Raw genomic sequence first — 26117 nt, 5'->3', positions numbered from 1 at the left:
TCAGGAATGCGTGGAATCGGGGGTGGCGGCAACCGGGGCAGCGTCGCTGGACGGCGTAAAGCCGCCGCCCAGTGCCTGGCTCAGTCGCACCGAAACAAGGATCTGACGCGACTGCAGCTCGGCCAGTCGCTGCTGGGAGGCCAGCAACTGCTCTTCGACACTGAGCACGTCCAGGTAGCTGCCGATGCCGGCGCGGTAACGCTGGTCGGCCAGGTCATGGGCGGCACGTGCGGTGCTTACCGCCTGGGCCTGCGCAGCAGCCTGGTCGGCCAGCGAGCGCACCGCGTTGACCTGGTCGGCCACATCGCGCAGTGCATTGACCACCGACTGGTTGTAGTCGGCCACGGCCAGGTCGTACTGGGCGTCGGTCTTGTCCAGGTTGGCACGCAGGCGGCCACCGTCGAAGATCGGCAGGCTCAGCGCCGGGCCGAGGAAGGCGAAGGTCGAACCGCTCTTGAGCAGCTGGTCCACTTCACTGGACACGACCCCGCCGAGCGCGGTCAGGTTGAGGCTGGGATAGAACTGCGCCTTGGCCGCGTGGATCTCGCGACCGGCCGCTTCCACCCGCCAGCGCGCGGCGACGATATCCGGGCGACGCCCGAGCAGTTCGCTGGGCAGCACGCCCGGCAGCTGCAGTGCCAGCGGATTGAGCATCTGCGGGCGCACGATCTGCAGGCCGCGGTCCGGGCCCTGCCCGACCAGCGCGGCCAGCGCGGTGCGGGCCTCGTCGATCTGCTGCTGCGCGGCCTGCCGTTGCTGCTGCGCGGCCGGGATCCGGGCTTCGGCCTGGCGGGTCTGGAGGTCGCTGTCGATGCCGGCGGTACGCCGTTGCCGGGTCAGGTCCAGGGTCTTCTGCGAGCGCGCCAGTTCTTCGCTGGCCACATCGTGCAGCGTCCACGCATAACCCAGCTGTGCGTAGGCTTCGGCGATGGCCGCCGACAGGTTCAGGCGCGCAGCCTGGGCATCCACTTCGGCGGCATGCCCGCTGTCCACGGCCGCTTCCCAGGCGGCGCGCTTGCCGCCCCACAGGTCGATGCCGTAGCTGAAGCTCAAATAGGCCTGGCCGCTGCCGGCATAACTGCCACCCAGCTCGTCGCCGACCATGGATTCGGGCAGGCGCACGCCGGTGTAGCCGCCGGAGGCGGACAGCTTGGGCAGGCGGTCGGCATGGGCGGTACCGATCTGCGCGCGGGCCTGGCGCAGGCGGGCATCGGCCGCATCCAGCCCGGGATTGCGCTGCAGGCCTTCGGCGATCAGTGCATCGAGCTGGGGATCACCCAGCGCGCGCCACCAGTCGGTGGCGGGCCAACCGGGCTGGCTCAGCCCGCTGGCGGCCAGGGTGCGCTGGGTCTGCAGGCTGTCGGGGTCGAGCAGCCGGCCGTGCGGCGCCAGGCCGCGGCTGCTGGCACACGCGGCCAGCGCAAGCGCCAGCACGGACAGCAGCACCGGCCGCAACGGGCGCAGTGAAATAGTGCGATCAGGGAAGGAGGTCATGGCGTAATCAAGGAGTCACGTACACGGGTCATGAGGGAAAGCAGGTGGGCGCGCTCGTCCGTGGACAGATCGCGCATTGCGTCGTCGATGGTCTGGTCGCCGCGCTGCTTCAGCCGGGCCCACAGTTGGCGGCCTTCATCAGTCAATACGATCTGCAACGCACGCCGGTCCTGGGCATGCGGCTCGCGCCGCACACAGCCCATTGCTTCCAGCTTGTCCAGCAGGCGGGTCACCGCGCTGGGCACCTGGTCCAGGGCCTGGGCCAACTCGTTGGCGGTGCACGGGGCCTTGACCGAGAGCACCTTCAATCCGAGGTAGTGGGTAAAACCAATGCCGAGGTTTTCCTCAGCCATCGACGTGTCGAGCTGACGGACCAGGCCGTCGCGCACCTGGCGCAACAACAGGCCGAAGCTGGGGGGAGTGGCTTCAGGACAGATCATCATGCGGCGCACTTTACTTCCAGAAGATATATTTCTCAATGGAACTATTCAATCTGGAACAAAATACTGTGTTGCACCAAACAGAACGCTGATGGGGGTGGGACACCTTAATAGCCAGCCCTGATGGCCCGGTATTACAATCTGGACAATGAATAGCATTTTCAGGCCAGAGGACGCCGTACTCCCCCCGCCGCTGGTACGCCACGAGGTGCTGGACTGGCTCGAGCGCGACGACGGCGTGCCGGTGCTGGGCTTCCAGATCGAGAGCGCGCGCGGGCTGGAACGCGAGATCGACTGGCATGAGCACCGCCGGGCCCAGCTGATCTGCGTGGAGGTCGGGCTGCTCAACACCCGCACCCGCCACGGCAACTGGTCGCTGCCGCCGGGCTGCGCCGGCTGGATGCCGCCGGGCGAGCCGCACACCGTGGACATCTCTGGACCGCTGCGTGGCTGGGGCCTGATCATCAGCCCGGCGCTGGCCCATGACCTGCCCGACGAGCCGTGCGTGATCGCCATTTCCGACCTGCTGCAGGCGCTGGCACTGCGGGTGACCCGCTGGATGCCCGCCCCCAAGGCCGATCTGCGCCAACAGCACATGATCGAGGTGCTGCTCGATGAGATCCGCAATGCGCCGCGCCAGCGCATGCACCTGCCGATGCCGCAGGACCGGCGGCTGCTGCGGATCGCCTCGCAGCTGATCGCCGATCCGGCCGACGGCCGCAGCCTGGAACAGTGGGCGCACTGGGCCGGGCTGTCGCCGCGTACACTCACCCGGCACTTCCGCGACGAGACCACGCTCAGCTTCGCCCAGTGGCGCCAGCAGGCGCGCCTGGCCGAGGGTCTGCGGCGTCTGTCGGATGGGCACAGCGTGTCCGACATCGCCTACGAGCTGGGTTTCAGCAGCCCCAGCGCCTTCGTCACCGTGTTCCGCCGCCACTTCGGCTGCCCGCCCGGGCGCTACCTGGCACGGACCGGACACCCCCTCAATCCATCACGCGGCTTGGCATCCCCGGCCGCATCCGGATAATCGTCCGCCTGCGAGGGCGACAGCCGTCGCCGTCCCTTGCCACAGGTAACAATCCCGCATGACCGATCTTGCCCGCCCCGCGTTCCACGGCTTTGAACAGCTGCCCCTGCGCGAGTACGCCGAACGGGCGTACCTGGACTATTCGATGTACGTGGTGCTCGACCGCGCACTGCCGTTCATCGGCGACGGCCTCAAGCCGGTGCAGCGCCGCATCATCTATGCGATGAGCGAGCTGGGCCTGAATGCCGCCTCCAAGCCGAAGAAATCCGCGCGTACCGTCGGTGATGTGATCGGTAAGTACCACCCGCACGGTGACAGCGCCTGTTACGAAGCGCTGGTGCTGATGGCCCAGCCGTTCTCCTACCGCTATCCGCTGATCGAGGGCCAGGGCAACTTCGGTTCCACCGACGATCCCAAGTCGTTCGCGGCCATGCGTTACACCGAGTCCAAGCTGACCCCGATCGCCGAGGTGCTGCTGGGCGAAATCAACCAGGGCACCACCGACTGGACCCCGAACTTCGACGGCACCCTGGAAGAGCCGACCTGGATGCCGGCGCGCCTACCGCACCTGCTGCTCAACGGCACCACCGGCATCGCCGTGGGCATGGCCACCGACGTGCCGCCGCATAACCTCAAAGAGATCGTCAGCGCGCTGCTGCACCTGCTCGATGATCCGGACGCGACCATCGCCGACCTGTGCGAACACGTGAAGGGCCCGGACTATCCGAGCTTCGCCGAGATCATCACCGCGCCGGCCGACCTGCGGAACATGTACGAAACCGGCTACGGCAGCGTGCGTGCGCGCGCAACGTACTTCAAGGAATCGACCAATATCGTCATCAACGCGCTGCCCTTCCAGGTATCGCCGTCGAAGGTGATCGAGCAGATCGCCGCGCAGATGCGCGCCAAGAAGCTGCCGTGGCTGGAAGACATCCGCGACGAGTCCGACCACGCCAACCCGGTGCGGGTGGTGCTGGTGCCGCGCTCCAACCGCGTGGATGCCGACCAGCTGATGGGCCACCTGTTCGCCACCACCGACCTGGAGCGCAGCTACCGGGTCAACCTCAACGTGATCGGGTTGGACGGGCGTCCGCAGGTGAAGAACCTGAAGATGCTGCTCAGCGAGTGGCTGCAGTTCCGCGCCACCACCGTCACCCGCCGCCTCACCCATCGCCTGCAGAAGGTCGAGCGCCGCCTGCACCTGCTGGACGGCCTGCTGGTGGCCTTCCTCAACCTGGATGAAGTGATCCGCATCATCCGCACCGAGGACGAAGCCAAGCCGGCGCTGATCGCGCGTTTCGCGCTGAGCGAGGAACAGGCCGAGTACATCCTGGACACCCGGCTCAAGCAGCTGGCGCGCCTGGAAGAAATGAAGATCCGTGGCGAACAGGACGAGCTGGCCAAGGAGCGCGACAAGATTCTGTCGATCCTGGACAGCAAGGCCAAGCTGAAGAAGCTGATCCGCGACGAACTCACCGCCGATGCGAAGAAGTTCGGCGATGACCGCCGCTCGCCGCTGGTGCAGCGTGGCGCGGCGCAGGCCATCGATGAAACCGAGCTGGTGCCGAGCGAACCGATGACCGTGGTGCTGTCGGAGAAGGGCTGGATCCGTGCGGCCAAGGGCCACGACATGGACCCGTCCACGCTGTCCTATCGCGACGGCGATGCGTTGCTGGGGGCGGTGCGTGCGCGCAGCACCCAGCAGGTGGCGTTCCTGGACAGCGAGGGCCGCGCGTATTCGACCCTGATCCACACCCTGCCCTCGGCGCGCGGCAACGGCGAACCGCTGACCGGCCGCTTCTCGCCGGCGCCGGGCAGCGCGTTCATGACCCTGGCCAGTGGCGAGAACAACACCCGCTTCGTGCTGGCCTCCACGCACGGCTACGGCTTCGTGACCCGCTTCGAGAACTTGACCGGGCGCAACAAGGCCGGCAAGGCGATGCTCAACCTGACCTCCGGCTCGAAGGTGCTTACCCCGGCGGTGGTCGCCAATCCGGAAACGGACCGCATCGTGGCGGTGACCAGCTCGGGCAACCTGCTGGCGATCGCCGCCAGCGACCTGCCGGAATTGGACAAGGGCAAGGGCAACAAGATCATCGACATTCCCAAGGCCAAGCTCGCCACCGAGCGCGTGGTCGCGGTGGTGTCGGTCGCCCCGGGCAACACGCTGCTGGTACGCAGCGGTGCGCGCACGATGAACCTGTCGTTCAAGGACCTGGACACCTACCTGGGCACGCGGGCGACGCGCGGCCATCTGCTGCCGCGTGGCTGGCAGAAGGTGGAAGGATTGGCGGTGGAGTAACCCGGTCAGCGGCCGGTTGCGGTTCTTTCCGACGCCGCGGGGAGCCGGCCAGCGGCCGGCACTACTGGTGCAGCGCGGAGCCGGCCAGCGGCCGGCACTACCGGTGCGGCGGTTCTTTCCGGTGCGGCGGGAACCGGTCAGCGGCCGGTGTTGCCGATCACGCGCACACAAAAAGGCCGGGTTTCCCCGGCCTTTTTGCTTGATTCAACGTCGGCTGGCTGGCGGATGCTGGCGGGCGGACGCGGGTTTGATGCGGCGTGCTGGCGAAGGCTGGCTGGCGCGCGGTGGAACCAAGGCGTCGGTAGTGCCGGCCGTTGGCCGGCTCCCCGCGATGCCCGAACGGATACGCCGGGGGCCGCGATGTGCGCAGCACATCGTGGGGCTGAAGCGCGTCAGTGCGCCGCCGTTCCCTTGGCATCCATCTTGCTGGTCTGGTACAGCGCCAGGCCGATGCGCTTGATCAGGCCCAGCTGCTGTTCCAGCCACCAGGCGTGGTCTTCCTCGGTGTCCTTGAGCTGCACCAGCAACATGTCGCGGCTCACGTAATCCTGGTGCTGCTCGCACAGCTTCATGCCGGCAGCCAGGTTGTCGCGCACGCTGTATTCGGTGTCCAGATCCTTCTGCAGCATTTCTTCCACGGTCACCCCGGGCTCGAACGCATGCGGGCGCATGTCCGGGGTGCCGCCCAGGAACAGGATCCGGCGCAGCAGCGCATCGGCGTGCTGGGTCTCTTCTTCCATCTCGTGGTTCAGGCGTTCGTACAGCGCGAACAGGCCCTGGTCCTCGTAGCGGCGCGAATGGATGAAGTACTGGTCACGCGCAGCCAATTCGCCGCGCAGCAGTTCCTTCAAGCACGCGATGACGTCCGGATTGCCTTTCATGGGGGAGCTTCCTGGTGGATCGATGGCCGCCATGGTGCCGCATCCGGAAATCCAATGATCTAATCGGAATCAGTTGCAGTTGCGCGTCTTCCGGGCTCTACATGGCCCTCACGGGCCTTCAACCGAGGGCGCACCGTGGTGGATGGCAGCCGACCAACGGTCGGCGCTACGTCGTGGCACCGGCCCTGCCCGTCCCGCGTTCCATCCAGTTCAACAGCGGGCCGGTCATGGCCGTGGTCACCAGCGCCATGATCACCAGCACCGCGAACAAGCGGTCACCGAGGAAGCCCAGCTCGTAGCCCAGGTTGAGCACGATCAGCTCCATCAAACCGCGGGTGTTCATCAGCGCACCCAGCTTCCACGCTTCGTGGTTGTCCATGCCGGCACTGCGGGCCGCGCTCCAGGTGCCGATCAGCTTGCCCAGCGTGGCCACTCCGATCACCACCAGGCACAGCAGCAGATCGCTGGCCTGCAGTGCCTCGGCGCGCATGCGCAGGCCGGTCATGGCGAAGAACAACGGCAACAGCAGGGTCACTGCGAACGGCTCGACCTTGGTCGCCACGGTGTGTCGCAACGTCGCATTGCCGGAGACTGCCACGCCGGCGGCGAACGCGCCGAACAGCGCGTGGATGCCCAGCATTTCGGTCACCAGCGCGCAGCCCAGTGCCATCAGCAGCATCACCAGCAGCCAGCGCCCTTCCTGGCCGGGGGCGATCACCTGCCGCGAGAACCATGGCCGTACCACCGCCAGCATCACGCCGACAAACGCCACCACGCAGACCAGGTTGATCGTCGCCGGCCCCCACCCCTGCGCCTGTGCGGCGGCCACGATCAGCGCCAGCAGGCACCACGCGGTGGCATCGCCCAGCGCAGCGCAGGCGATCGCGGTCTGCCCGAGCGGCGTGCTGGTCATGCCGCGGTCGGCCAGGATCCGCAGCAGCACCGGGAAGGCGGTGATGCTCAATGAAATGCCGACAAACAAGGCAAAGCCGGTGAAGCCGACCCCGCTCGGTGCGTGCGCGCGGTACAACCAGATCGCCAGCCCGACACCAAGCACGAACGGCACCGCAATGCCGGCATGGCTGACCACGAAGGCGAAGCGACGACGCCCGCGCAGCCCGCCCAGGTCCAGTTCGGCCCCGGCCACCAGCAGGAACATCAGCACGCCCAACTGACTGAGCAGGCCCAGCGACCCCAGCGACGCGGGCGGGAACAGCGCGCCATGCAGCTGCGGCAACAACGCCCCCAGCACCAACGGCCCCATCATCAGGCCGGCGGCCATTTCCCCGATCACGCCCGGCTGGCCGAACCGCCGGAACAGCCACCCGGCGCCCTTGGCCACCAGCAGCAGCGTCAGCAGTTGCATCAGGAACAGACCCAGCGGCGCGTGCAGGTGGGCGGCCCAGTCGGTGCCCAGCGACGACTCGGCGCGGGCCACCTGCACGGCAACGTTCGGGCCGGCGTAGCGTGCCAGCGCGAGGCCAACCAGCAGTGGCAGCGCCACCCAGCCCAGGTAACGCCACGCCAGCCCGCTGCGGCGCATGCCGCCGGTGGTATCTGCTTCCATTACCGATCCCCATCGATTGAGGGGCGATTCTACCGCTGCACGGCGCGGCTGCGCCGTGCAACGCATGCGCCGATCAGGCCAGCGCCTGCTCGTGCACGCCGGCCACCGCACGGCCGGAGGGGTCGGCCATGCTGGCAAAGCTGGCATCCCAGGCAATCGCCGCTGGCGACGAGCACGCGATCGACTTGCCACCCGGCACCGTTTCGGCCGCGGCCTGGGTCGGGAAGTACTGCTCGAAGACGTGGCGGTAGTAGTACGCCTCCTTGGTCTGCGGCGGGTTGTGCACGAACCGCTTGTCGGCCGCAGCCATCACCCGGTCGCTGATCTGTGCGTCGGCATGCGCCTTGAGTCCGTCGATCCAGCCATAGCCGACGCCATCGCTGAACTGCTCTTTCTGCCGCCACAGGATCGAATCGGGCAGATAGCCTTCGAAGGCTTCGCGCAGCACTGCCTTTTCGATGCGACGTGCGCCCTGCGCCCCCTGCCCGACCATCTTGTGGCGCGCGTCGATGCGCATGGCCACGTCGAGGAACTCGCGGTCCAGGAACGGCACGCGCGGCTCCACGCCCCAGGCCATCATCGACTTGTTGGCGCGCAGGCAGTCGTAGTTGTTGAGTGCATCGAGCTTGCGCACCAGTTCCTCATGGAACTCGCGTGCGTTGGGCGCCTTGTGGAAGTACAGGTAGCCACCGAAGATCTCGTCGCTGCCCTCGCCGGACAGCACCATCTTCACGCCCATCGCCTTGATCCGCCGCGCCAGCAGGAACATCGGGGTGGAGGCGCGGATGGTGGTGACGTCGTAGGTTTCCACGTGGCGGATCACCTCGGGCAATGCGTCCAGGCCTTCTTCGAAGGTGTACTCGAAGCCGTGGTGTACCGTGCCCAGGGCTTCGGCGGCGATCGCCGCCGCGGCCAGGTCCGGCGACCCTTTCAGGCCGATGGCGAAGGAGTGCAGACGCGGCCACCACGCCTCGCTTTTATCACCGTCCTCGACGCGATGGCGCGCGTAGCGTGCGGCCACCGCGGCCACCAGCGAGGAGTCCAGGCCGCCGGACAGCAATACGCCATAGGGCACGTCGGTCATCAACTGGCGGTGCACGGCGCGCTCGAAGGCCTCGCGCAGCGCAGCAAGGTCGGCCTCGACACCTTCGACCGCATCGTAGTCGCGCCAGGGCCGCTCGTAGTAGCGGGTCAACGTGCCGGTGGCGCTGTCGTACCAGTGGCCAGGCGGGAACTGCGCCGCATCGGCGCAGATATCCACCAGCGACTTCAGCTCGGAGGCCACCACCAGGCGGCCGTCCTTGTCATGACCCCAGTACAGCGGCACCACCCCGATCGGATCGCGCGCGATCAGCACGCGCTGCTCGTCGCGATCCCACAGCGCGAAGGCGAAGATGCCGTTGAGGCGGTTGAGGAACGCGGCCGGGCTGTCCTGCCGGTACAGCGCGTTGATCACCTCGCAGTCCGAACCGGTCTGGAACGCGTAGGGCTGGGCCAGCTCGGCCTTCAGTTCGCGGTGGTTGTAGATCTCGCCGTTGACCGCCAGCGCCAGCCCGCCGTCCTCGGACAGCAGCGGCTGCGAACCGCCGGCCGGGTCGACGATGGCCAGCCGTTCGTGCACCAGGATGGCGCCGGCATCGACGTACACCCCGCTCCAGTCCGGGCCACGATGGCGCTGGCGCTGCGAGAGATCCAGCGCATGGCGGCGCAGCGCGCTGAGGTCGTCGCCGGCCTGCAGGCCGAAAATACCGAAGATCGAACACATGGGAACAACTCCTGATGATGGGGGAATACACGTATTGCAGGCATTCGACCGGCCACCCAGGCCCGGAAGGGATAAACCCGGGCCACAAAAAAACCCGCATCGGTCGATGCGGGTTTTCTGGGGTCCGGGCGTGCTGCTTGTACTAGCCCTGGTCGCAGTCCCGCATCGGCCGCGCACGATTATTCGCGCGCAGATTATTGCGGTTGGTATTGCTGACAGCGGTGGCCGGGAACGAGGACATGGACCGACCGTAACCGGCTTTGGGCGGCGGTGCAACTGTTGCGATGGCAACCGATTCGGCCCCGGCGTTCAGCGGCCGCGACGGTGCGCTCCGGGATAATCGCCGGCCCCCTGCTGGATGTCATGGATGAACCTGTTCTCCCACCGCCCGTTGCTGTGCGCCCTGGCGCTGGCCGTTCTGAGCGGTTGCGCCGCTGCCCCGACCCGCCCGGTCAGCGACACCGAACGCGACGCGCTTGCCAGGGCCGCCGATGGCCAGTTCGATTCCGCCCTGCGCGTGGCGAAGATGTACCACGCCTGGAATGATCCGCGCGCCCTGGACTGGTACGCCCGTGCGGCCGCCGCCACGCCGCGTACCCACCACAGCACCAGCGCCGAAGAGACGCTCGGCACGATCCTCGAACGCGGCCGCCTGGACAGTGGCGAGGGTCCGCAGAAGCCCGGGGCGGTGGTGATGAAGGCATCACCGCGCAAGGCCTTCCACTGGTACCACAGCGCCGCCTACCACGGCTCACCGTATGCCATGCACGATCTGGAGAAGTGGTACGAGCGGCGCGGCGACATGGCCGGCGCGCTGCGTTGGCGGCTGCGGTCTGCGGTGTACCTGCGCGAGCTGTACAAGCTCGACGCACTGCGCGCGGCCACACGTGGCTCGGCCAAGTCCGGCAATCCGGTGGCCACCGGCCCGGCGCCGAACGCGCTGATCGCACGCATCCAGCGTCGCGCCGAACGCGGCGATGCCGAATCGCAGGTGGATCTGGGCACGCTCTACGAAGCCGGCATCGGCGTGGTGCAGGACAAGGCCGACGCATTGCGCTGGTACGCGCGCGCCGGCACGCAGGGCAATGTGTACGGCCAGTACCTCAGCGGCCTCGCCCTGGGTCGGGGCGGCGATGGTCTGCAGAAGAACGTGGATGCAGCGGCGGCATGGTTCGCCAAGGCCCATGCGCAGGGCTTCTACATGGCCGAAGAATCCTACTGGCGCGAGGCGATCGCACCGCCGTTCTGGACGTTCGAATAGCGCCCGTGGCACCGACATGTGCCCGGCCTCTCGTCCCGCTGTCGGGAACAGCCGACCAACGGTCGGCGCTACGTTGGGTCGCTGACGCTGTACACACTCCCGGGCACTGCACAAGGCTGCCCTGTGCTCTGCATATCGCCCAGAATGGAACGCATGAGCAACGCCATCTTCCGCGACGAAACCATCCACCGTGAGCGCATGCAGGCGATCATCGCCGCACATCCGCGTGCGGCCACGTTTGAATCCTGCCGCTTCGACGGCGGCGATTTTTCGCGGCTGGACATGGATGGCGTCCAGTTCAACCAGTGCTCGGTGACCGGTGCCAATTGGCTGGCCGCCTCGCTGGAGGAAAGCCGCTGGAGCAAATGCCGGGGCGCCGAGTGCGATTTCAGCTCGGCGCTGCTCAGCGATGCGCGCTTCTCGCACTGCGACCTCAACAACAGCCACTGGCGCCGTGCGACGTTGTCCTCGGTGCAGTTCGCCGACTGCAAACTGACCGGCGCGCACCTGCAGGAAGTAACCGGCTGGGCGCTGGAGTTCCGCGACTGCCTGCTGGTCAGTGCCGACCTGCGCGGGCTGTCGTTCCGCAAGGCGCAGCTGGACGGGATGGATTTCTCCGATGCGGAGCTGTCCGGCTGTGATTTCCGCGATGCGGTGTTCAACGGTGGCAGCCTGCGCAACGCGCAGACCCGATTGACGCGTTTCGAGGGCGCGGACCTGCGCGGAACGGACATCAGCGGGCTCAACGTGATGGACGCCAAGCTGTTCAAGAAAGCGGTGATTTCGCAGCGCCAGGCCGCGGCGGCGTTGGCGGCGTTCGGGTTGATCGTGGCGTAAACGCCCGCTGCAACCCGGCAGGGCCGGCCACTGGCCGGCGCGTCCTTTGGTCTGAAGACGTGGCGCGCACCCGGCGAAAGGCAGCCGAGCATGGCTCGGCTCTACCGGGTTCTGGCGAAAGGCAGCCGAGCGTGGCTCGGCTCTACCGGGTTTCTGGCTAACGGGTAGTGCCGAGCCATGCTCGGCAACCGCGACGGTCACGCAAGCCGGCTAGCGGCCGGCACTACCGGCAGAATTCAGGCCAGCAGGCGCTCGATCAGGCGGAGGTACAACGCCGGCAGTTCTTCCAGGTCGGCGACCGATATGTTCTCGTCCACCTGGTGGATGCTGGCGTTGACCGGCCCCACTTCGATGCACTGCGCACCGAGCGGTGCGATGAAACGGGCGTCGGAAGTGCCACCGCCGGTGCTTTCCTCCGGCGCGGCACCGGCGAACTCGGCCAGCACCTCGCGCGCCACGCGGCGCAGCGTGCCTTCAGGGGTATAGAACGGCTCGCCGCTGCGATGCCATTTGAGCGTGTAGTCCAGCGCGTGCCGATCCAGCAGCGTGACGATGTCCTGCTCCAACCGCGGCGCGTCCCAGTGCGGGTTGTAGCGCAGGTTGAACAGCACCTGCAGCTCGCCCGGGATCACGTTGTTGGCCCCGGTCCCGGCGTGGAGGTTGGACACCTGCAGGCTGGTCGGCGGGAAGCTCTCGTAGCCCTCGTCCCACTGCCGTGCGGTCAATTCGGCGAGCGCCGCCGCAGCCAGGTGGATCGGGTTGCGTGCCTTGTGCGGGTACGCCACATGGCCCTGCACGCCTTTGACCGTCAGCGTTGCCGACAGGCTGCCGCGCCGCCCCACCCGCAGCAGATCGCCCAACACCGCCGTGGAGGACGGCTCGCCGGTGATGCACCAGTCGATGGACTGCCCGCGCTCGCGGAACAGCCCGGCGATACGGCGCACGCCATCGATGGCATCGCCTTCCTCGTCACTGGTCAGCAACACGGCCAGCGTGCCGGGGTGGTCCGGATAGGCGGCAATGAACTGCTCGGCAGCCACCACGAAAGCGGCCACGCTGCCCTTCATGTCGGCTGCGCCGCGTCCGTACAGCACGCCATCGCGGATCTGCGGGTCGAACGGATCGCTATGCCACGCGTCCACCGGTCCACTAGGCACCACGTCGGTGTGGCCGAGCAGCACCAGCACCGGCGCACCGCTGCCGTGGGTGGCCCACAGGTTGTCGACCTCGCCCAGGCGCAGGTGTTCGCACTGGAAGCCGGCACGCGCCAGGCGCCCGCCGAGCAGGGCCTGGCAACCGGCGTCGTCGGGCGTCACCGACGGCCGCGCGATCAGGTCGCAGGTGAGCGCGAGCACATCGTTCACGCGCCCACTCCGAAGCGCTGCTTGAAGCCGTTGTCCGAGAAGCCCTGGGTCATCACGCCATCGCCGGTGACCACCACCGGACGCTTGATCAGCTGCGGATGCTCGCGCAGCAGCAGTTTCCATTCGGCATCGGAGGCGGCCGCCTTGCGGTTCTCCGGCAACTGCCGCCAGGTGGTCGAGGATTTATTGACCAGCGCGGCGAAACCACCGGCCCGCCCGGCCCAATCGACCAGGGTCTCCGGGGTGGGCGGGGTGTCGCGGTAATCGACAAAGGCATGCGCCACCTCGAAGCGGTCCAGCCACTTGCGCGCCTTCTTGCAGGTGTCGCAGTTCTTCAGTCCGTAGACGGTCGTGGTCATGGCAGGGCTCAGTCGGCCAGGCCGCGCAGCAGGTCGTTGACGCTGGTCTTGCTGCGGGTCTTTGCATCGACCTGCTTGACGATCACGGCGCAGTAGAGCGAGTGCGAACCGTCCTTGGACGGCAGCTGGCCGGATACCACCACGCTGTACGGCGGCACCGAGCCGTAGCTGATTTCGCCGGTGGCGCGGTTGTAGACGCGGGTGCTCTGGCCGAGGAACACGCCCATGCCGATGACGCTGTGGTGGCCGACGACGAAGCCTTCCACCACTTCCGAACGCGCACCGATGAAGCAATGGTCTTCGATGATGGTCGGGCTGGCCTGCAGCGGCTCGAGCACGCCGCCGATGCCGGCGCCGCCGGACAGGTGGCAGTGCTTGCCGATCTGCGCGCACGAACCAACGGTGGCCCAGGTGTCGACCATGGTGCCCTCGCCCACGTAGGCGCCGATGTTGGTGAAGCTCGGCATCAGCACCACGTCCTTGCCGAAGTAGCTGCCGCGACGGGCGATCGCACCGGGCACCACGCGCACGCCGGCGCGACGGAACTTGGCTTCATCGAAGCCGGCAAAGCGCGATTCCACCTTGTCCCAGAACGGTGCCGGGCGCGCGTCGACCACCGCCATGTCGTTCACACGGAAGTACAGCAGCACCGCCTTCTTGAGCCATTCGTTGACCTTCCAGCCACCGTGGCCATCGGGCTCGGCGACGCGGAACTCACCGGTTTCCAGGCCATCGATGACCCGGCCGACCAGCGGCTTGGTCGAGCCTTCCAGTTCGTGCAGGGTCAGCGTGGCACGGCGCTCGAAGGCGCTTTCGATGCCGAACTTGAGTTCTTCCACGCCCGGGGTGGCCGGCTTGCGCAGCGACTTGCGGGCGATGGTGGCATCGCGGCTTGCGCTGCGCTTGGCCGCACTTTCGGCCGGCGTGGCGACGACCTTGGGGGCCGGCACCTTCTTCGCCGCGGCCTTCTTCACTGCCACCGGCTTGGTGGCAGGCGCGGCCTTGGGGGCAGCAGTCTTCTTGGCCGCTGCGGTCTTGGCAGCGGTCTTCTTGGCAGGCTTGGTGGCCATCAGTGGGGATCTCCGGCGTTTCGATCAGGGTCCAGGCAGGCGAGCATCGCATCGTGCAGCTGCTGCCTGGCGGATTCGGTAAGGGGGTGGTCGTGTTCGTCGCTGATCACGAACATGTCTTCGGCGCGCTCGCCGAAGGTGGCGATGCGCGCGTCATGCACGCGCAGGCGTTGGTTGCGCAGCACGAAGGCCACGTCGGCCAGCAGCCCGGGGCGGTCGGGCGCAACCAGGCTGAAACGCGTGCCATGGCTGCCATGGCTGCCATCGCCGCCATCGCGGAATTCGATGCGCGGGGCAAAGCGAAAATGCCGCAGCTGGCGCGGGATCACCCGGCGCGACGGACGCAGCCGGGTCAGGTCGCCGGCCAGCGCCTCGCGCAGCGCCGCTTCCAGCCGCAGCGCGTCGCCATCGGCGAAGCTGTCGGCCGGGGTCACTTCGAAGGTATCGAAAATGGTGTCGACCGGGCCGTCCAGCACGCGCGCACGATGGATGCCGTAGCCCTTGCGGTCCAGGGTCATCACGATCGCGGCGAACAGGCCATCGCGGTCGGGCGAATGCACGAACACTTCCAGTGCCTGGTCGTCGGGGGTAATCCGACGCACCTTGACCAGGGTCTGACCCTGCTTCACCGGGACCAGTGCAGCGGCCTGCCAGGCCAATTGCTCGGGGCGAAGCCGGATGAAGCTCTCATCGGGCATCACGGTGAACTGGCGCTCGATGGTGGCGTCGTCGTAGCCGCGCTCACGCACCAGCTGGCGCACCGACTCGCGCGCTTCGGCCACGCGCTCGGCGGCCGGCATCTGGTTTTCCAGCCCGTCGCGCAGCGCGCGCCGCGCGGCGAAGTACAGGTCGGCCAGCAGCCGGTCCTTCCAGGCGTTCCACAATTTCGGGCTGGTCCCGGCGATATCGGCGCAGGTCAGCAGGTAGAGGTAATCGAGCCGGTCGCGGCTGGCTACCAGCGTGGCAAAGCGATGGATCACGTCCGGATCGGAGATGTCCTGCTTCTGCGCGGTGATCGACATGCGCAGGTGCTGCTCGACCAGCCAGGCCACCAGTTCGGTGTCCGAACTGCTCAGCGCAAGCGCCTGGCAGAACGCGCGTGCATCCACCGCGCCGAGTTCGGAATGGTCGCCGCCGCGGCCCTTGGCGATGTCATGGAACAAGCCGGCCAGCAGCAGCAGTTCCGGCTTGCGCAGGCGCGGCCACACTTCGTGGGCGATCGAGAAGCGCTCGTCGGCGCGACTGCTGGCAAACAGGCCGATGTTCCGCAGCACCATCAGCGTGTGCTGGTCCACGGTGTAGACATGGAACAGATCGAACTGCATGCGCCCGGACACTTGCGCGAATGCGGGAATCCACTGGCCCAGCACGCCCAGGCGCGCCATCCGCGCCAGCGTGTCGACCGCGCGCGGGCTGCGCAGCAGGGCCAGGAACTGTTCGCGGGCGGCAGCGCTGGCCTCGGTGTACGCCGCCAGCTCCGGCAGCGCCTCGGCCAGCGCGCGCGCGGTCAGCGAATGCAGGCCACGCACGTCCGGGTTGTAGGCCCAGCTGGAGAACAGTGCGAACACCTGCTCGATGTCGCCTTGCGGCCACGCCGCGTCGTTGGCGGCCAGGTAACCACGGCGCAGCGAGAAACCCACGCTGACCGGTTCGGGCACCGCCTCGCCATCAAACTGCTCTTCAAATCGCTGCAGCAGACGGTCGCTGATCCGCCGCACGACGCTGGCACTGCGGTAGAAGCCCTGCATCATCTTTTCCACCGCCAGGCTTTCGAGGTCGTCCTCGAAGCCCAGGCGCGTGGCCAGCGTCTTCTGGTAATCGAAGCGCAGCCGCTCCTCCGGCCGGTTGGCCACCAGGTGCAGGCCGAAGCGCAGCCGCGCCAGCGCGCAGCGCTCGCGCTTCAGCGCGGCCGCTTCGTCCGCGCCGAGATGGCCCAGCCCGACCAGTGCTTCCAGGTCGCGCACGCCGAAGGCACGCAGTGCCATCCAGCCCAGCGTGTTGAGGTCACGCAGCCCGCCCGGGCCGTCCTTGATGTCCGGCTCCAGGTTGTCGGCGGTGTCGCCGAAGCGCTGGTGGCGGGCCAGCAGCTCGTCGCGCTTGGCCAGGAAGAATTCGCGCGGCGGCCACAGGTCGTCGGTGTTGACCGCCGCCTTCAGCGCCAGGCGTGCCGCCTCTTCGGCCAGCAGCGGCCGCGACTCGATCAGCGCGGTCATCACGGTTTGATCCGCGCTGGCATCGATGCACTCGGCCGCCGAGCGCACCGCGTGGCTGACCGGCAGCCCGCAGTCCCACAGCAACGCAAACAGTCGCGCCAGGCTGGATTCGTGCTGGCGCTGGTGCCCGGGCTCGCCGAACACCAGCAGGTCGATATCCGAACGCGGAAACAGTTCGCCGCGCCCGTAACCGCCCACGGCAAACAGCGCCAGGCCATTGCCGGCCGGCAGGCAACGCTGCCAGGCCAGCCGGATCAGGTGGTCGGCCGCGCGCGCGCGCAACGCCAGCAGGCGCTCGATGTTGTCGCCCTGGTCGAAGCGGCGGTACAGCCGCGCGTCGGTCTGCTGCAGCGATTGCCGCGCCAGCGCCGACCATTCCAGGTCGGTGACGGACGCTGCCGGCGCGTCCAGGATCGGGCTCGCCGGCAACATGCTCAGACCTGCGATTCGCCGGGCGAGAGAGTCAGCACGTCCACGCCGGTCTCGGTGACCGCGATCATGTGCTCCCACTGCGCCGACAACTTGCGGTCCTTGGTCACCACGGTCCAGCCATCGGGCAGCACCTTGTTGTAGCGGGTGCCCTCGTTGATCATCGGTTCGATGGTGAAGGTCATGCCCGGCTGCAGCACCAGACCCTGGCCCGGACGGCCGTAATGCACCACCTGCGGCTCGTCGTGGTAGACCTTGCCGATGCCGTGACCGCAGTACTCGCGTACCACGCTGAAGCGCTCGCCTTCCGCCAGGCTCTGGATCGCGTGGCCGATGTCGCCCAGCGTCGCGCCCGGCTTTACCGCACGGATGCCGGCCCACATCGCCTGGTAGGTGGTGTCGACCAGGCGCCGGGCCATCGTCGACGGCGTGCCGGCGTAGTACATGCGGCTGGTGTCGCCGTGCCAGCCGTCCTTGATCACGGTGACGTCGATGTTGACGATGTCACCGTCCTTGAGGACTTTGGCTTCGCTGGGGATGCCGTGGCAGATCACGTTGTTGACCGACGTGCAGACCGTCTTGGGGAAGCCACGGTAGCCGACGTTGGCGGGCGTGGCCTTCTGCACGTTGATGATGTGGTCGTGGCAGATGCGGTCCAGCTCTTCGGTCGTCACGCCGGGCTTCACGTACGGGGTGACGATGTCGAGCACCTCGCTGGCCAGGCGGCCGGCGATGCGCATCAGTTCGATTTCCTCGGGGGTTTTCAGATTCACGCTCATAGCCGCCATTATCGCCGATCCGGCGGCCAATCTGAACGGGATCGGTGGAACGCCGACAGCCGGGGTTTGGGCGAGGGGGCGCCCTCACGAACCTGAACTTAGGCGACACCCATCACACATTTCGCGATCTTGCCGAAAACGCCCATAGATTTCTTCAAATCTCACGGGCTGCGCACAACACCAACCCTATAACCGGGAATACACCGCAACACCGATCGGCAGCATCGTTTTGTTCATGTAAGGACCCAGTCCAAGGAGCATGCCCGTGCGATTTCTCCGTCCTACCCTGATGTGCGTGGCGCTGGCCAGCCTGGCCGCACCGGCCCTGGCGGCCGACACCACCACCTTCAACGTCAAGATCATCATTACCAAGGCCTGCACGATCACGGCCGCGGCCGCCACCGACGTGGACTTCGGCTCGGCCCTGTCCACCGCCACCACCCCGTCCAACGCCCAGGGCACGATCACCGCGCAATGCTCGGCGCTGACCCCCTACACGATTGCGTTGAATGCCGGCTCCAACGCGGGCACCGCCAATGACGTGACCACCCGGCGCATGAAGAACACCAACGCGGCGGTCACCACCAACAACTTCGTCGGCTACCAGCTCTACCAGGACGCCGGGCACGCCAATGTCTGGGGCGCCACTACCGGCACCAACACGGTGGCTGGCATCGGAACCGGTCTGGCCGTGCCGTACACGGTGTACGGCCAGATCGCCAACCCGAGCGTCAACAACGCCGCGACGGGTAACTACCAGGACACGGTCACCGCCACCATCTCCTACTGAGGGCAGCCCATGCCAATGACCGCACGGGTCCGCCCCTGGCGGCGCCTGGGACTGGCCTGCGCCCTGTCTGTCCTCTCCTGCAGCACCAGCCTGGCCGCCAGCCTGCAGGTGGCGCCCACCTCCCTGCAGTTGGGCCCCCGGCAGAACGCCGACGCATTGTGGATCAGCAACAGCGGCACCGCGCCGGTGCAGGTGCAGGTGCGGGTCTATCGCTGGCAGCAGCAGGGCGGTCAGGACCAGCTCACCCCCACCGGGGACCTGCAGGTGAGCCCGCCGATGCAATCGCTGGCCGCCGGCCAGCAGCAACTGGTGCGGGTGGTGCGCAGTGACCCGCAGGCGCCGTCGCAGCAGCTGGCGTACCGGGTGATCGTCGACGAACTGCCGACCCTGGATCCGGGCCGCACCGGCATGCAGTTCGTGCTGCGTTATTCGCTGCCGGTGTTCGTCCAGCCGCTCGATACCACCCCGCCCAAACTGCAGGCGCGGCAGATCACCCTGGACGATGGCCGGCCCGCACTGGAAGTGAGCAACGCCGGTGGCACCCACGCACAACTTGCCGATCTGGCCATCGGCAGCGCCGAACGCCCGCAGACCGTACATCCGGGCCTGCTCGGCTACGTGCTTGGCGGCCAGACCATGCGTTGGCCGTTGGATCTCCCCCCGGCCCGACTGGCCGGTGCCACCTTCATGGCCAGGATCAATGGTGAGTCGGCCCAGACGCCACTGCCCGTCGCGCCACCGGCTCGCTGAGGCCTGCGCGCGGATGCTGCTCAGCGCCAGCCTGCTGCCATGGACGATCCACGCGGCAGAAAGCGGGCTGGACGCCTCGGGCGCGTCCGGCGACGCCGTGCTGCCGGCACCCACCCCGCTGACGGCCGCGCAGACGCTCTATCTGGATGTCACCCTCAACCGCGCACCCCGGGGACTGCTGCCCTTCACCCAGCAACTGGGCCGTCTGTTCGCCACGCCGGCCACGCTGCGACAACTCGGCTTTCCGGCGCAGGGCGATGCGCCGGTGCCACTGGACCTCCTGGCCGGCGTAGTGCTGCGCTATGACGCCTCGCTGCAGACGCTGTCGCTGGATGTGCCACTGGACCAGCTCGCCCTGCCGACCACCCGGCTGGAGCGCGCGCAGGAAACCACGCCCCATGCGTCGGCCTCGCCAGGCGCACTGCTCAACTATGACCTCTACGGCAGCCACAACGAGGCCGGCGGCAACCTGGCGCTGACCAGCGAACTGCGCGTGTTCGGGCTCGGCAATGGCGTGCTGGAAAACAGCACCGTGCAGCGCACCTACCAGGTGCCCCAACAAGGCTGGCGGACCGACAGCGTGCGCCTGGATACCCATTGGCAACTGGATTTCCCCGACGCCGCGCTGACCCTGACCGTGGGCGATTTCTACAGCGGCTTCGTCGACTGGAGCCGGCCGGTGCGGATGGGCGGCATCCAGATCGGACGCAACTACGGCCTTCAGCCCTATCGCCTGCTGACCCCCACGCCGACCTTCCTCGGCGAAGCGGTGGTGCCCTCCAACGTCGAGCTGTATGTCGACGGCTTGCGCCAGTACAACGGCCAGGTGCCGGTCGGCCCGTTCCAGCTGGCCGCACAGCCGGGCATCAACGGCACCGGCAATGCCCAGGTGGTGATCACCGATGCGTTCGGCCGCATCCAGACGCTGGATTTCGCCTTCTACGGCACCCAGCAACTGCTTGCAAAGGGATTGTCGGACGGGTCGCTCGGCGTCGGCCGGATGCGCCGCGACTACGGCATCCGCTCCTTCGCTTACGACGCACAGACCGTGGCCAGCGGCACCTGGCGCTATGGCGTCAGCGACCGCTTCACCGCCGAACTGCATGCCGAGGGCGGCGGCGGCGTGGGCAATGCCGGCGCCGGCGGCTGGTGGCTGCTGGGCGGCGCCGGGGTGATCAATGCAGCGTACGTGCACAGCCGCCAGGATGGCCGGGAAGGCGGCCAGTACGGGCTGGGATACAGCTGGAACAACCGCCGTTTCAACGTCAACCTGTCCAGCCGACGCACCCACGGCGACTACCGCGACCTCGGCGCGCTGCAGGACAGCCTCCCCGCCCAGATCAGCGAACAGGCCACCCTGGGTGTGAACCTGGACGGAGCCGGCGCTGTCAGTGCCAGCTACCTGCGCCTGCGCTACCGCGATGGCGAGGACAACCGCTACGCCAGCCTGTTCTGGTCGGCCAACCTGGGGCGGCGCTGGTCCACGTATCTCTCGGTCAACCAGAACCTGGATGACCGCCAGGACCGCAGCATCTACCTGTCGCTGGCGGCCGCCCTGGGGCGCAACCGCCAGGCCAGCGTGTCGACCCAGCGCAATGGCGAGAACACCACCTACGTGGCCGACCTGTCCCAGCCGGTGCCGGGCGACGGCAGCCAGGGCGGCGTAGGTTGGCGCGTGCAGGCGCGTGGCGGCGACGATGGCGGCGGCGGGCTGGCCGAGGTGGGTTGGCTCAACCGGGTCGGGCGTTACGCCCTGGGTTACTCACGCCAGGGCGATACCGATTACGGCTATGCCAGCGCCAGCGGCAGCCTGGTCTGGATGGGCGGGCACGTGTTCGCCGCACGCGAGGTGCCCGATGCCTTCGCCGTGGTCTCCACCGGCAGCTTCGCCGGCGTGCCGGTGCGGTTGGAAAACCGCCTGATCGGCAGTACCGACCGCAACGGCCTGCTGCTGGTGACGCCGCTGCTGTCCTGGCAGCGCAACCGGCTGTCGATCGACACGCTCGACCTGCCGGCGGACATCCGCGCAGCCGAGGTAGACCGCTGGGTCACCCCGCGCCAGAGCGCCGGCATCGGTGTCGATTTCGGCCTGCGGCGCACCCATCCCCTCAGCGTGGTTCTGCACGACGACAACGGCCAGCCGCTACCGCCGGGCAGCGTGGTGCACCTGCCCGACGCGCGCACGGCGATCGTCGGCTACGACGGCCAGACCTATCTGGAAGACGTGGTCCTGCCCACCACCCTGCGCGTGGTCACCGCGCGCGGCGGGTGCACGGTGACGCTGCAGGCACGCTCCGGCGGCGAGCCGCGCCCGCGCCAGCTGGGCCCCCTGCGCTGCAGCGCCAGGGCCTCGCCGTGATCCGCGCGGCGGCCCTGCTGCTGATGGCCGTGCTTGGCGTGCTCGGTTGCGACACCGCGCGCGCCGACACCAACTGCGTGGTCACCACGCCGGTCACCCTCGCCTTCGGCACCATCACCAACGGCGCGGCCGGCGTCACCAACACCACCACCACCTTCACCGTCACCTGCAGCACCGCCGCGCTGAGCCTGCTGGCCACCGCCTCGGTGCGGCTGTGCCTGGGCATCGGCAACGGCAGCGGCGGCAGCACCATCCAGCCCACGCGCAGCTTGCGCAACGCCACCACCGACACCATGGCCTTCCAGCTGTATACCAACGCCACCCGCAGCACGATCTGGGGGCTTACCCCGGGCAGCAATCCGGGCGCGCAGGTGTTGGACCTCAATTACAACGTACCGCTGGTGACCGGCGGCAGCGGCACGGTCACCATCACCATCTACGGCCAGGTGCCGGCCGGGCAGACGCTCTCCGCAGGGACCTTCAGCAGCAGTTTCGCCGCTGCCGACACCACCGTGCGCTTTGCCTACAACGAAGTGCTGCTTGGCACCGCCTCGCCACCGCCCGCCTGCACCACCCCGGCCGGCGGCGGTGCGACCGGCAACAAGACCGTTGCCTCCGGCTTCCCGTTCACGGTCACCGCCAATGTGCTGCCGCAGTGCAGTACCTATGTCACCACCGACATGGACTTCGGCAGCAATGCCGGCGCCATCACCGGCAACATCGACCGCACCTCGACCATCGGCCTGACCTGCATCAACCGCACTGCCTACACCATCGGCCTGAACAACGGGCAGCATGTGCTCGGCACGACCACCCGGCGCATGCAGCACACCACCAATCCGGCGTACTTCCTTGCCTACGAGCTGTATCGCGACAGCGGCCGCAGCCAGCGCTGGGGCAACACCATCGGGGTGGACACCGCCACCGGCACCGGTACCGGAAACGCCCAGACCCTGACCGTGTACGGTCGTGCGCCGCCCACCTCGGGCAGCCTGCCCGCCCAGGGCAGCTACAACGATGTGATCACGGTGACCATCACCTACTGACGTCGCGGCGCCTCAAGCCCGGCGGCACCCCGGCCGATAACGGGCAGGCCTCTTCCCTGCGATGTTCCATGATCCTGCGACGGCTTCCCTCCGCCCCGGCCTGCCTGCTCCTGCTCGCGGGCCTCACCGCGTTACCGGCCGCCGCGCAGTCGCAGGGCGGCTTGCGCATCCAACTGCGGATCGTCGCCGACTGCACCTTCGCCGCCGCGCGCGTGTCGCATGCGGACTGCCCGGCACCGCACCAACGCAGCGATGCCCCCATCCCGGTTCCGGCCCAGGTGCGGGCATTGACCCCGGTCGATCCGGCCCGCGGCGACCGGCCCGACCGGGCCACGGTGACCTACTGATGCGCAATCTCGCCGCGCTGGCGCTGGCGCTGGCCCTGCAGCCCGCCGATGCCGGGGCGCTGCAGCTTTCCGTCGGCAGCGTGCAGGTACCGGCCGACCAGGCCGACGCCGAGCTGTGGCTGGACAACCCCGATCCGGCGCCGTGGTCCGGCCAGGCCCGGCTGTACCGCTGGGAACAACACGAAGACGCCGAGCAGCTGCAGCCGGCCGAGGACGTGGCACTGAGCCCATCGATACTGGAGATCCCGCCGGGGCAGCGGCAGCGCCTGCGGGTAGTCCGGCTCGGTGCCGCGCCGGCGCAGGTCCAGCAGGCCTATCGCCTGGTGATCACGCCGGATCCGGCGCTGCCGGCGGCGACCGCGCCACGCTACTCGCTGCCGGTGTTCCTTGATCCACCCGCCGCGCCCGAGGTGGCGTCGATGCTGCAGATCCGGGTGCGGCCGGGCCCGTCAGCGCAACTGCAGCTTTACAATGGCGGCCCTCGCCACGCCCATCTGGCCGACCTGGTGTTCATCGACAGCCGCGGCAGCCGCCAGGTCGTGATCGCCGGGCTGGCCGGCTATGTACTGCCTTACCAGCGGCGCACCTGGACGCTCCCGGCGCGCCCGGACCACTACGCCGCCGGCCGGTTCCGGGCCCGCCTGGACCATGCGGCCGAGGCCGATCTGCCCGAGCTGAACCCGGAGATTGCAGCCTCGACGCGCAGCGGGCTATAATCGACCGGATCTCCCGCCTCGTTCGATGCGGGGAACCGTCAACACCGGACGTCACCGGTGAATCCACACCTGCCGCCCATATCCGTGCCGGGGTGCTCCGCAAGGAGTTCGGTCACGGAAGCGACAGGGAAGCCAAACCCCGGAACCACCCGCCTTGCGGCGGACCGCCCAACTATTATCCGTGGCGGCCGGTTCCCTATCAGGAGTTACTGCAATGCCCCAGGTCACCATGCGTCAGATGCTGGAAGCCGGCGTCCATTTCGGCCACCAGACCCGTTACTGGAACCCCAAGATGGGCCAGTACATCTTCGGCGCCCGCGGCAAGATCCACATCATCAACCTGGAAAAGACCGTTCCGCTCTTCAATGACGCGATGAACTTCATTTCCAGCGTCGCGCAGAAGCGCGGCACCATCCTGTTCCTGGGCACCAAGCGCAGCGCCCGCGAGTCGATCCGCGAAGAAGCCGAGCGTTGCGGCATGCCCTTCATGAACCAGCGTTGGCTGGGCGGCACCCTGACCAACTTCCGTACCGTGAAGCAGTCGGTTGCCCGCCTGAAGGAACTGGAAGCCGGCGAAACCGACGGCAGCTTCGAGAAGCTGGTCAAGCACGAAGTGCTGGGCCTGCGTCGTGAGCGTGACAAGCTGGAAGCCTCGCTGGGCGGCATCAAGGACATGAACCGTCTGCCGGACGCGATCTTCGTCATCGACATCGGCCATGAAGACATCGCCATCAAGGAAGCCAAGAAGCTCGGCATCCCGGTGATCGCCGTGGTCGACACCAACTACAACCCGGAACTGGTGGATTACGCGATCCCGGGCAACGACGACGCCATCCGCGCTGTGCAGCTGTACGCCCGCGCCGCTGCCGATGCCGTGCTGGAAGGCAAGGCTGCTGCGCCGCACGCCGCCACCGTCCGCGAAGAAGAGTTCGCCGACGCTGCTGCCGGCGAAGAAGCCAAGCCGGCCCGCCGCGCTCCGGCCAAGAAGGCCGCTGCTCCGGCTGCTGCCGCTGCCCCGGCTGCCGATGCCCCGGCCGCCGATGCTCCGGCCGCCGACAAGGCTGGCGAAGCCCAGGCCTGATCCAGGCCCACGGTGGGCGCCGCGCGCCCACCGCTCCTGTCCGCTGCCGATGGCGCGATGACAGGACCCTGTCATACGGGCCGGCCACCATGCCGGCCCAACCCCTTTCTTTCGTGAGGAAATCCCGTGGAAATCACTGCTTCCCTGGTCAAGGAACTGCGCGAGCGCACTGGCGCCGGCATGATGGAGTGCAAGAAGGCACTCACCGAAAACGGCGGCAACATCGACGCCTCGGCCGAATGGCTGCGCAAGTCCGGCCTGGCCAAGGCCGACAAGAAGGCTGACCGCGTGGCTGCCGAAGGCATCATCGTGGCGGCTCAGGACGGCAACAAGGCCGTGCTGGTCGAAGTCAACTCCGAAACCGACTTCGTCGCCAAGGACAGCAACTTCCTGGACTTCACCAAGGCCGTTGTCGCCGCCGCCCTGAGCTCGGGCGCTGCCGACATCGACGCGCTGAAGGCCGCCAAGCTGCCGAGCGGCGAGACCGTCGAAGAAGCCCGCGCCGCCGTGATCGCCAAGGTTGGCGAGAAGGTCGACGTGCGTCGCATCGTGCGCCTGGAATCGTCCAACAACGTGGCCGCTTACGTGCACGGTGGCCGCATCGGCGTGCTGGTCGAGCTGGCCGGCGGTGACGCCGAACTGGCCCGTGGCCTGGCCATGCATGTGGCTGCGATGAATCCGCCGCACAACAAGGCAGCCGATGTGCCGGCCGAGTTCGTTGCGAAGGAGAAGGAAATCGAGCTGGCCAAGATGACCGACAAGGACAAGTCCAAGCCGGCCGACATCCTGGAAAAGATCATCAGCGGCAAGATCGCCAAGATCGTCAACGAAGTGACGCTGTACGGCCAGCCGTACGTGCTGGACACCAACCAGTCGGTCGAGCAGGTCCTGAAGGCCGCCGGTGCCGACGTGGTCGGCTTCAAGCGCCTGGCTGTTGGCGAAGGCATCGAGAAGGTTGTCGAAGACTACGCTGCCGAAGTGATGAAGCAGGCCGGTCTGGCCTGATCCCTCCCACGCCATCGCTTGCGGTGGTGTGATGGATCGAAAAAACCCGGCTTCGGTCGGGTTTTTTTGTGGGTGTTTGTTTTTTTTCGAAGCGGAAAGCGCGGAGCCGAAGCCAAAGCCAAAGCCAAAGCCAAAGCCGTTTGCTGGCTGCTTGGTTTTCAGTGCGGGCTGGCAGGCTTACCCCCTTGCCGGGACACGCCGTAAACCCATCCCTGGGGGCTCGCGGGCGCCATCC

Annotated in this window: 22 protein-coding genes; 12 read left to right on the top strand and 10 right to left on the bottom strand. The window is 67.7% G+C overall.

Annotated features, from left to right (window positions below; genetic code table 11):
- Both NR101_RS17060 and NR101_RS17055 read right to left on the bottom strand, forming a co-directional pair.
- Positions 1-1494, bottom strand: coding sequence for an efflux transporter outer membrane subunit (locus NR101_RS17060; RefSeq protein ID WP_256777389.1), 1494 nt, complete (start codon positions 1492-1494; stop codon positions 1-3).
- Positions 1491-1934, bottom strand: a complete 444-nt coding sequence (locus tag NR101_RS17055; protein ID WP_256777393.1) for a MarR family transcriptional regulator — start codon at positions 1932-1934, stop codon at positions 1491-1493. Before NR101_RS17055 ends, NR101_RS17060 begins: the two co-directional genes overlap by 4 nt.
- 148 nt (positions 1935-2082) lie before the next feature.
- Between NR101_RS17055 and NR101_RS17050 the strand changes: the two genes are divergently transcribed.
- Positions 2083-2961 (top strand): helix-turn-helix transcriptional regulator, encoded by an 879-nt coding sequence (locus NR101_RS17050; protein WP_256777388.1) that lies wholly within the window; start codon positions 2083-2085, stop codon positions 2959-2961.
- A gap of 58 nt (positions 2962-3019) precedes the next feature.
- Complete coding sequence (parC, locus tag NR101_RS17045; RefSeq protein WP_256777387.1) at positions 3020-5263, top strand: DNA topoisomerase IV subunit A; 2244 nt, start codon at positions 3020-3022, stop codon at positions 5261-5263.
- A gap of 392 nt (positions 5264-5655) precedes the next feature.
- Here the strand turns inward: parC and bfr are convergent, their stop codons facing one another.
- From bfr to asnB, 3 genes are all read right to left on the bottom strand, one after another.
- Positions 5656-6144 (bottom strand): bacterioferritin, encoded by a 489-nt coding sequence (gene bfr / locus NR101_RS17040; protein ID WP_256777386.1) that lies wholly within the window; start codon positions 6142-6144, stop codon positions 5656-5658.
- A 166-nt stretch (positions 6145-6310) separates the two neighbouring features.
- Positions 6311-7711 carry a cation:proton antiporter gene (locus NR101_RS17035; protein WP_256777385.1) on the bottom strand — a complete coding sequence of 467 codons (1401 nt, stop codon included), beginning with the start codon at positions 7709-7711 and terminating at the stop codon, positions 6311-6313.
- Positions 7712-7784: 73 nt separating this feature from the next.
- On the bottom strand, positions 7785-9476 hold the full coding sequence (asnB, locus tag NR101_RS17030) for an asparagine synthase B (protein WP_256777384.1): 1692 nt from the start codon (positions 9474-9476) through the stop codon (positions 7785-7787).
- Between the two features lie 367 nt (positions 9477-9843).
- Between asnB and NR101_RS17025 the strand changes: the two genes are divergently transcribed.
- Both NR101_RS17025 and NR101_RS17020 read left to right on the top strand, forming a co-directional pair.
- On the top strand, positions 9844-10737 hold the full coding sequence (locus NR101_RS17025) for a tetratricopeptide repeat protein (protein ID WP_256777383.1): 894 nt from the start codon (positions 9844-9846) through the stop codon (positions 10735-10737).
- Positions 10738-10890: 153 nt separating this feature from the next.
- Positions 10891-11574 carry a pentapeptide repeat-containing protein gene (locus NR101_RS17020; protein WP_256777382.1) on the top strand — a complete coding sequence of 228 codons (684 nt, stop codon included), beginning with the start codon at positions 10891-10893 and terminating at the stop codon, positions 11572-11574.
- A gap of 236 nt (positions 11575-11810) precedes the next feature.
- Here NR101_RS17020 and dapE read toward each other — a convergent pair whose 3' ends face one another.
- From dapE to map, 5 genes are read right to left on the bottom strand one after another with little or no spacing between them, the layout of a single operon-like run.
- Entirely contained in the window at positions 11811-12938 is a 1128-nt protein-coding gene (dapE, locus tag NR101_RS17015; RefSeq protein WP_256777381.1) for a succinyl-diaminopimelate desuccinylase, read from the bottom strand.
- Entirely contained in the window at positions 12935-13297 is a 363-nt protein-coding gene (locus NR101_RS17010; protein WP_256777380.1) for an arsenate reductase, read from the bottom strand. Before NR101_RS17010 ends, dapE begins: the two co-directional genes overlap by 4 nt.
- 8 nt (positions 13298-13305) lie before the next feature.
- Positions 13306-14367: a 2,3,4,5-tetrahydropyridine-2,6-dicarboxylate N-succinyltransferase gene (gene dapD, locus NR101_RS17005; RefSeq protein ID WP_256777379.1), complete on the bottom strand. Its 1062-nt coding sequence runs from the start codon at positions 14365-14367 to the stop codon at positions 13306-13308.
- Entirely contained in the window at positions 14367-17012 is a 2646-nt protein-coding gene (locus NR101_RS17000) for a [protein-PII] uridylyltransferase (RefSeq protein WP_256777378.1), read from the bottom strand. Before NR101_RS17000 ends, dapD begins: the two co-directional genes overlap by 1 nt.
- A gap of 2 nt (positions 17013-17014) precedes the next feature.
- Positions 17015-17788 carry a type I methionyl aminopeptidase gene (gene map / locus NR101_RS16995; RefSeq protein WP_256777377.1) on the bottom strand — a complete coding sequence of 258 codons (774 nt, stop codon included), beginning with the start codon at positions 17786-17788 and terminating at the stop codon, positions 17015-17017.
- Between the two features lie 259 nt (positions 17789-18047).
- On the opposite strand from map, the gene NR101_RS16990 reads away from it, so the two are divergent.
- The 8 genes from NR101_RS16990 (at position 18048) to tsf (ending at position 25882) form a co-directional block, all read left to right on the top strand.
- Positions 18048-18578 (top strand): spore coat U domain-containing protein, encoded by a 531-nt coding sequence (locus NR101_RS16990; RefSeq protein WP_256777376.1) that lies wholly within the window; start codon positions 18048-18050, stop codon positions 18576-18578.
- A gap of 9 nt (positions 18579-18587) precedes the next feature.
- Complete coding sequence (locus NR101_RS16985; protein WP_256777375.1) at positions 18588-19328, top strand: molecular chaperone; 741 nt, start codon at positions 18588-18590, stop codon at positions 19326-19328.
- A 13-nt stretch (positions 19329-19341) separates the two neighbouring features.
- Positions 19342-21687: a fimbria/pilus outer membrane usher protein gene (locus NR101_RS16980; RefSeq protein WP_256777392.1), complete on the top strand. Its 2346-nt coding sequence runs from the start codon at positions 19342-19344 to the stop codon at positions 21685-21687.
- Positions 21684-22733, top strand: coding sequence for a spore coat U domain-containing protein (locus NR101_RS16975; protein ID WP_256777374.1), 1050 nt, complete (start codon positions 21684-21686; stop codon positions 22731-22733). The genes NR101_RS16980 and NR101_RS16975 overlap by 4 nt, the downstream gene beginning before the upstream one ends.
- Before the next feature lie 68 nt (positions 22734-22801).
- Positions 22802-23080, top strand: a complete 279-nt coding sequence (locus NR101_RS16970) for a hypothetical protein (RefSeq protein WP_256777373.1) — start codon at positions 22802-22804, stop codon at positions 23078-23080.
- Complete coding sequence (locus NR101_RS16965) at positions 23080-23796, top strand: fimbria/pilus periplasmic chaperone (RefSeq protein WP_256777372.1); 717 nt, start codon at positions 23080-23082, stop codon at positions 23794-23796. The genes NR101_RS16970 and NR101_RS16965 overlap by 1 nt, the downstream gene beginning before the upstream one ends.
- 214 nt (positions 23797-24010) lie before the next feature.
- Entirely contained in the window at positions 24011-24877 is an 867-nt protein-coding gene (gene rpsB / locus NR101_RS16960) for a 30S ribosomal protein S2 (RefSeq protein WP_256777371.1), read from the top strand.
- Positions 24878-25003: 126 nt separating this feature from the next.
- Positions 25004-25882, top strand: coding sequence for a translation elongation factor Ts (tsf, locus tag NR101_RS16955; protein ID WP_256777369.1), 879 nt, complete (start codon positions 25004-25006; stop codon positions 25880-25882).
- The last annotated feature ends 235 nt before the right edge of the window (positions 25883-26117 follow it).

The organism is Stenotrophomonas sp. Ste86, assembly GCF_024519465.1.
Classification (GTDB): domain Bacteria; phylum Pseudomonadota; class Gammaproteobacteria; order Xanthomonadales; family Xanthomonadaceae; genus Stenotrophomonas.
Note: the sequence above shows the minus strand (reverse complement) of the source record. Positions and strands in the feature narration are given on the sequence as shown.

Excerpts from the sequence above, each read along its gene's own strand:
- NR101_RS17055 (WP_256777393.1), bottom strand. The coding sequence starts at position 1,934 with ATGATCTGTCCTGAAGCCACTCCCCCCAGCTTCGGCCTGTTGTTGCGC.
- NR101_RS16990 (WP_256777376.1), top strand. The coding sequence starts at position 18,048 with ATGCCCGTGCGATTTCTCCGTCCTACCCTGATGTGCGTGGCGCTGGCC.
- NR101_RS17060 (WP_256777389.1), bottom strand. The coding sequence starts at position 1,494 with ATGACCTCCTTCCCTGATCGCACTATTTCACTGCGCCCGTTGCGGCCG.
- NR101_RS16970 (WP_256777373.1), top strand. The coding sequence starts at position 22,802 with ATGATCCTGCGACGGCTTCCCTCCGCCCCGGCCTGCCTGCTCCTGCTC.
- NR101_RS17050 (WP_256777388.1), top strand. The coding sequence starts at position 2,083 with ATGAATAGCATTTTCAGGCCAGAGGACGCCGTACTCCCCCCGCCGCTG.
- NR101_RS17000 (WP_256777378.1), bottom strand. The coding sequence starts at position 17,012 with ATGTTGCCGGCGAGCCCGATCCTGGACGCGCCGGCAGCGTCCGTCACC.
- dapD (WP_256777379.1), bottom strand. The coding sequence starts at position 14,367 with ATGGCCACCAAGCCTGCCAAGAAGACCGCTGCCAAGACCGCAGCGGCC.
- asnB (WP_256777384.1), bottom strand. The coding sequence starts at position 9,476 with ATGTGTTCGATCTTCGGTATTTTCGGCCTGCAGGCCGGCGACGACCTC.
- NR101_RS17020 (WP_256777382.1), top strand. The coding sequence starts at position 10,891 with ATGAGCAACGCCATCTTCCGCGACGAAACCATCCACCGTGAGCGCATG.
- NR101_RS17035 (WP_256777385.1), bottom strand. The coding sequence starts at position 7,711 with ATGGAAGCAGATACCACCGGCGGCATGCGCCGCAGCGGGCTGGCGTGG.
- NR101_RS17025 (WP_256777383.1), top strand. The coding sequence starts at position 9,844 with ATGAACCTGTTCTCCCACCGCCCGTTGCTGTGCGCCCTGGCGCTGGCC.
- map (WP_256777377.1), bottom strand. The coding sequence starts at position 17,788 with ATGAGCGTGAATCTGAAAACCCCCGAGGAAATCGAACTGATGCGCATC.
- parC (WP_256777387.1), top strand. The coding sequence starts at position 3,020 with ATGACCGATCTTGCCCGCCCCGCGTTCCACGGCTTTGAACAGCTGCCC.
- bfr (WP_256777386.1), bottom strand. The coding sequence starts at position 6,144 with ATGAAAGGCAATCCGGACGTCATCGCGTGCTTGAAGGAACTGCTGCGC.
- rpsB (WP_256777371.1), top strand. The coding sequence starts at position 24,011 with ATGCCCCAGGTCACCATGCGTCAGATGCTGGAAGCCGGCGTCCATTTC.
- NR101_RS16985 (WP_256777375.1), top strand. The coding sequence starts at position 18,588 with ATGCCAATGACCGCACGGGTCCGCCCCTGGCGGCGCCTGGGACTGGCC.
- NR101_RS16980 (WP_256777392.1), top strand. The coding sequence starts at position 19,342 with ATGCTGCTCAGCGCCAGCCTGCTGCCATGGACGATCCACGCGGCAGAA.
- NR101_RS17010 (WP_256777380.1), bottom strand. The coding sequence starts at position 13,297 with ATGACCACGACCGTCTACGGACTGAAGAACTGCGACACCTGCAAGAAG.
- NR101_RS16965 (WP_256777372.1), top strand. The coding sequence starts at position 23,080 with ATGCGCAATCTCGCCGCGCTGGCGCTGGCGCTGGCCCTGCAGCCCGCC.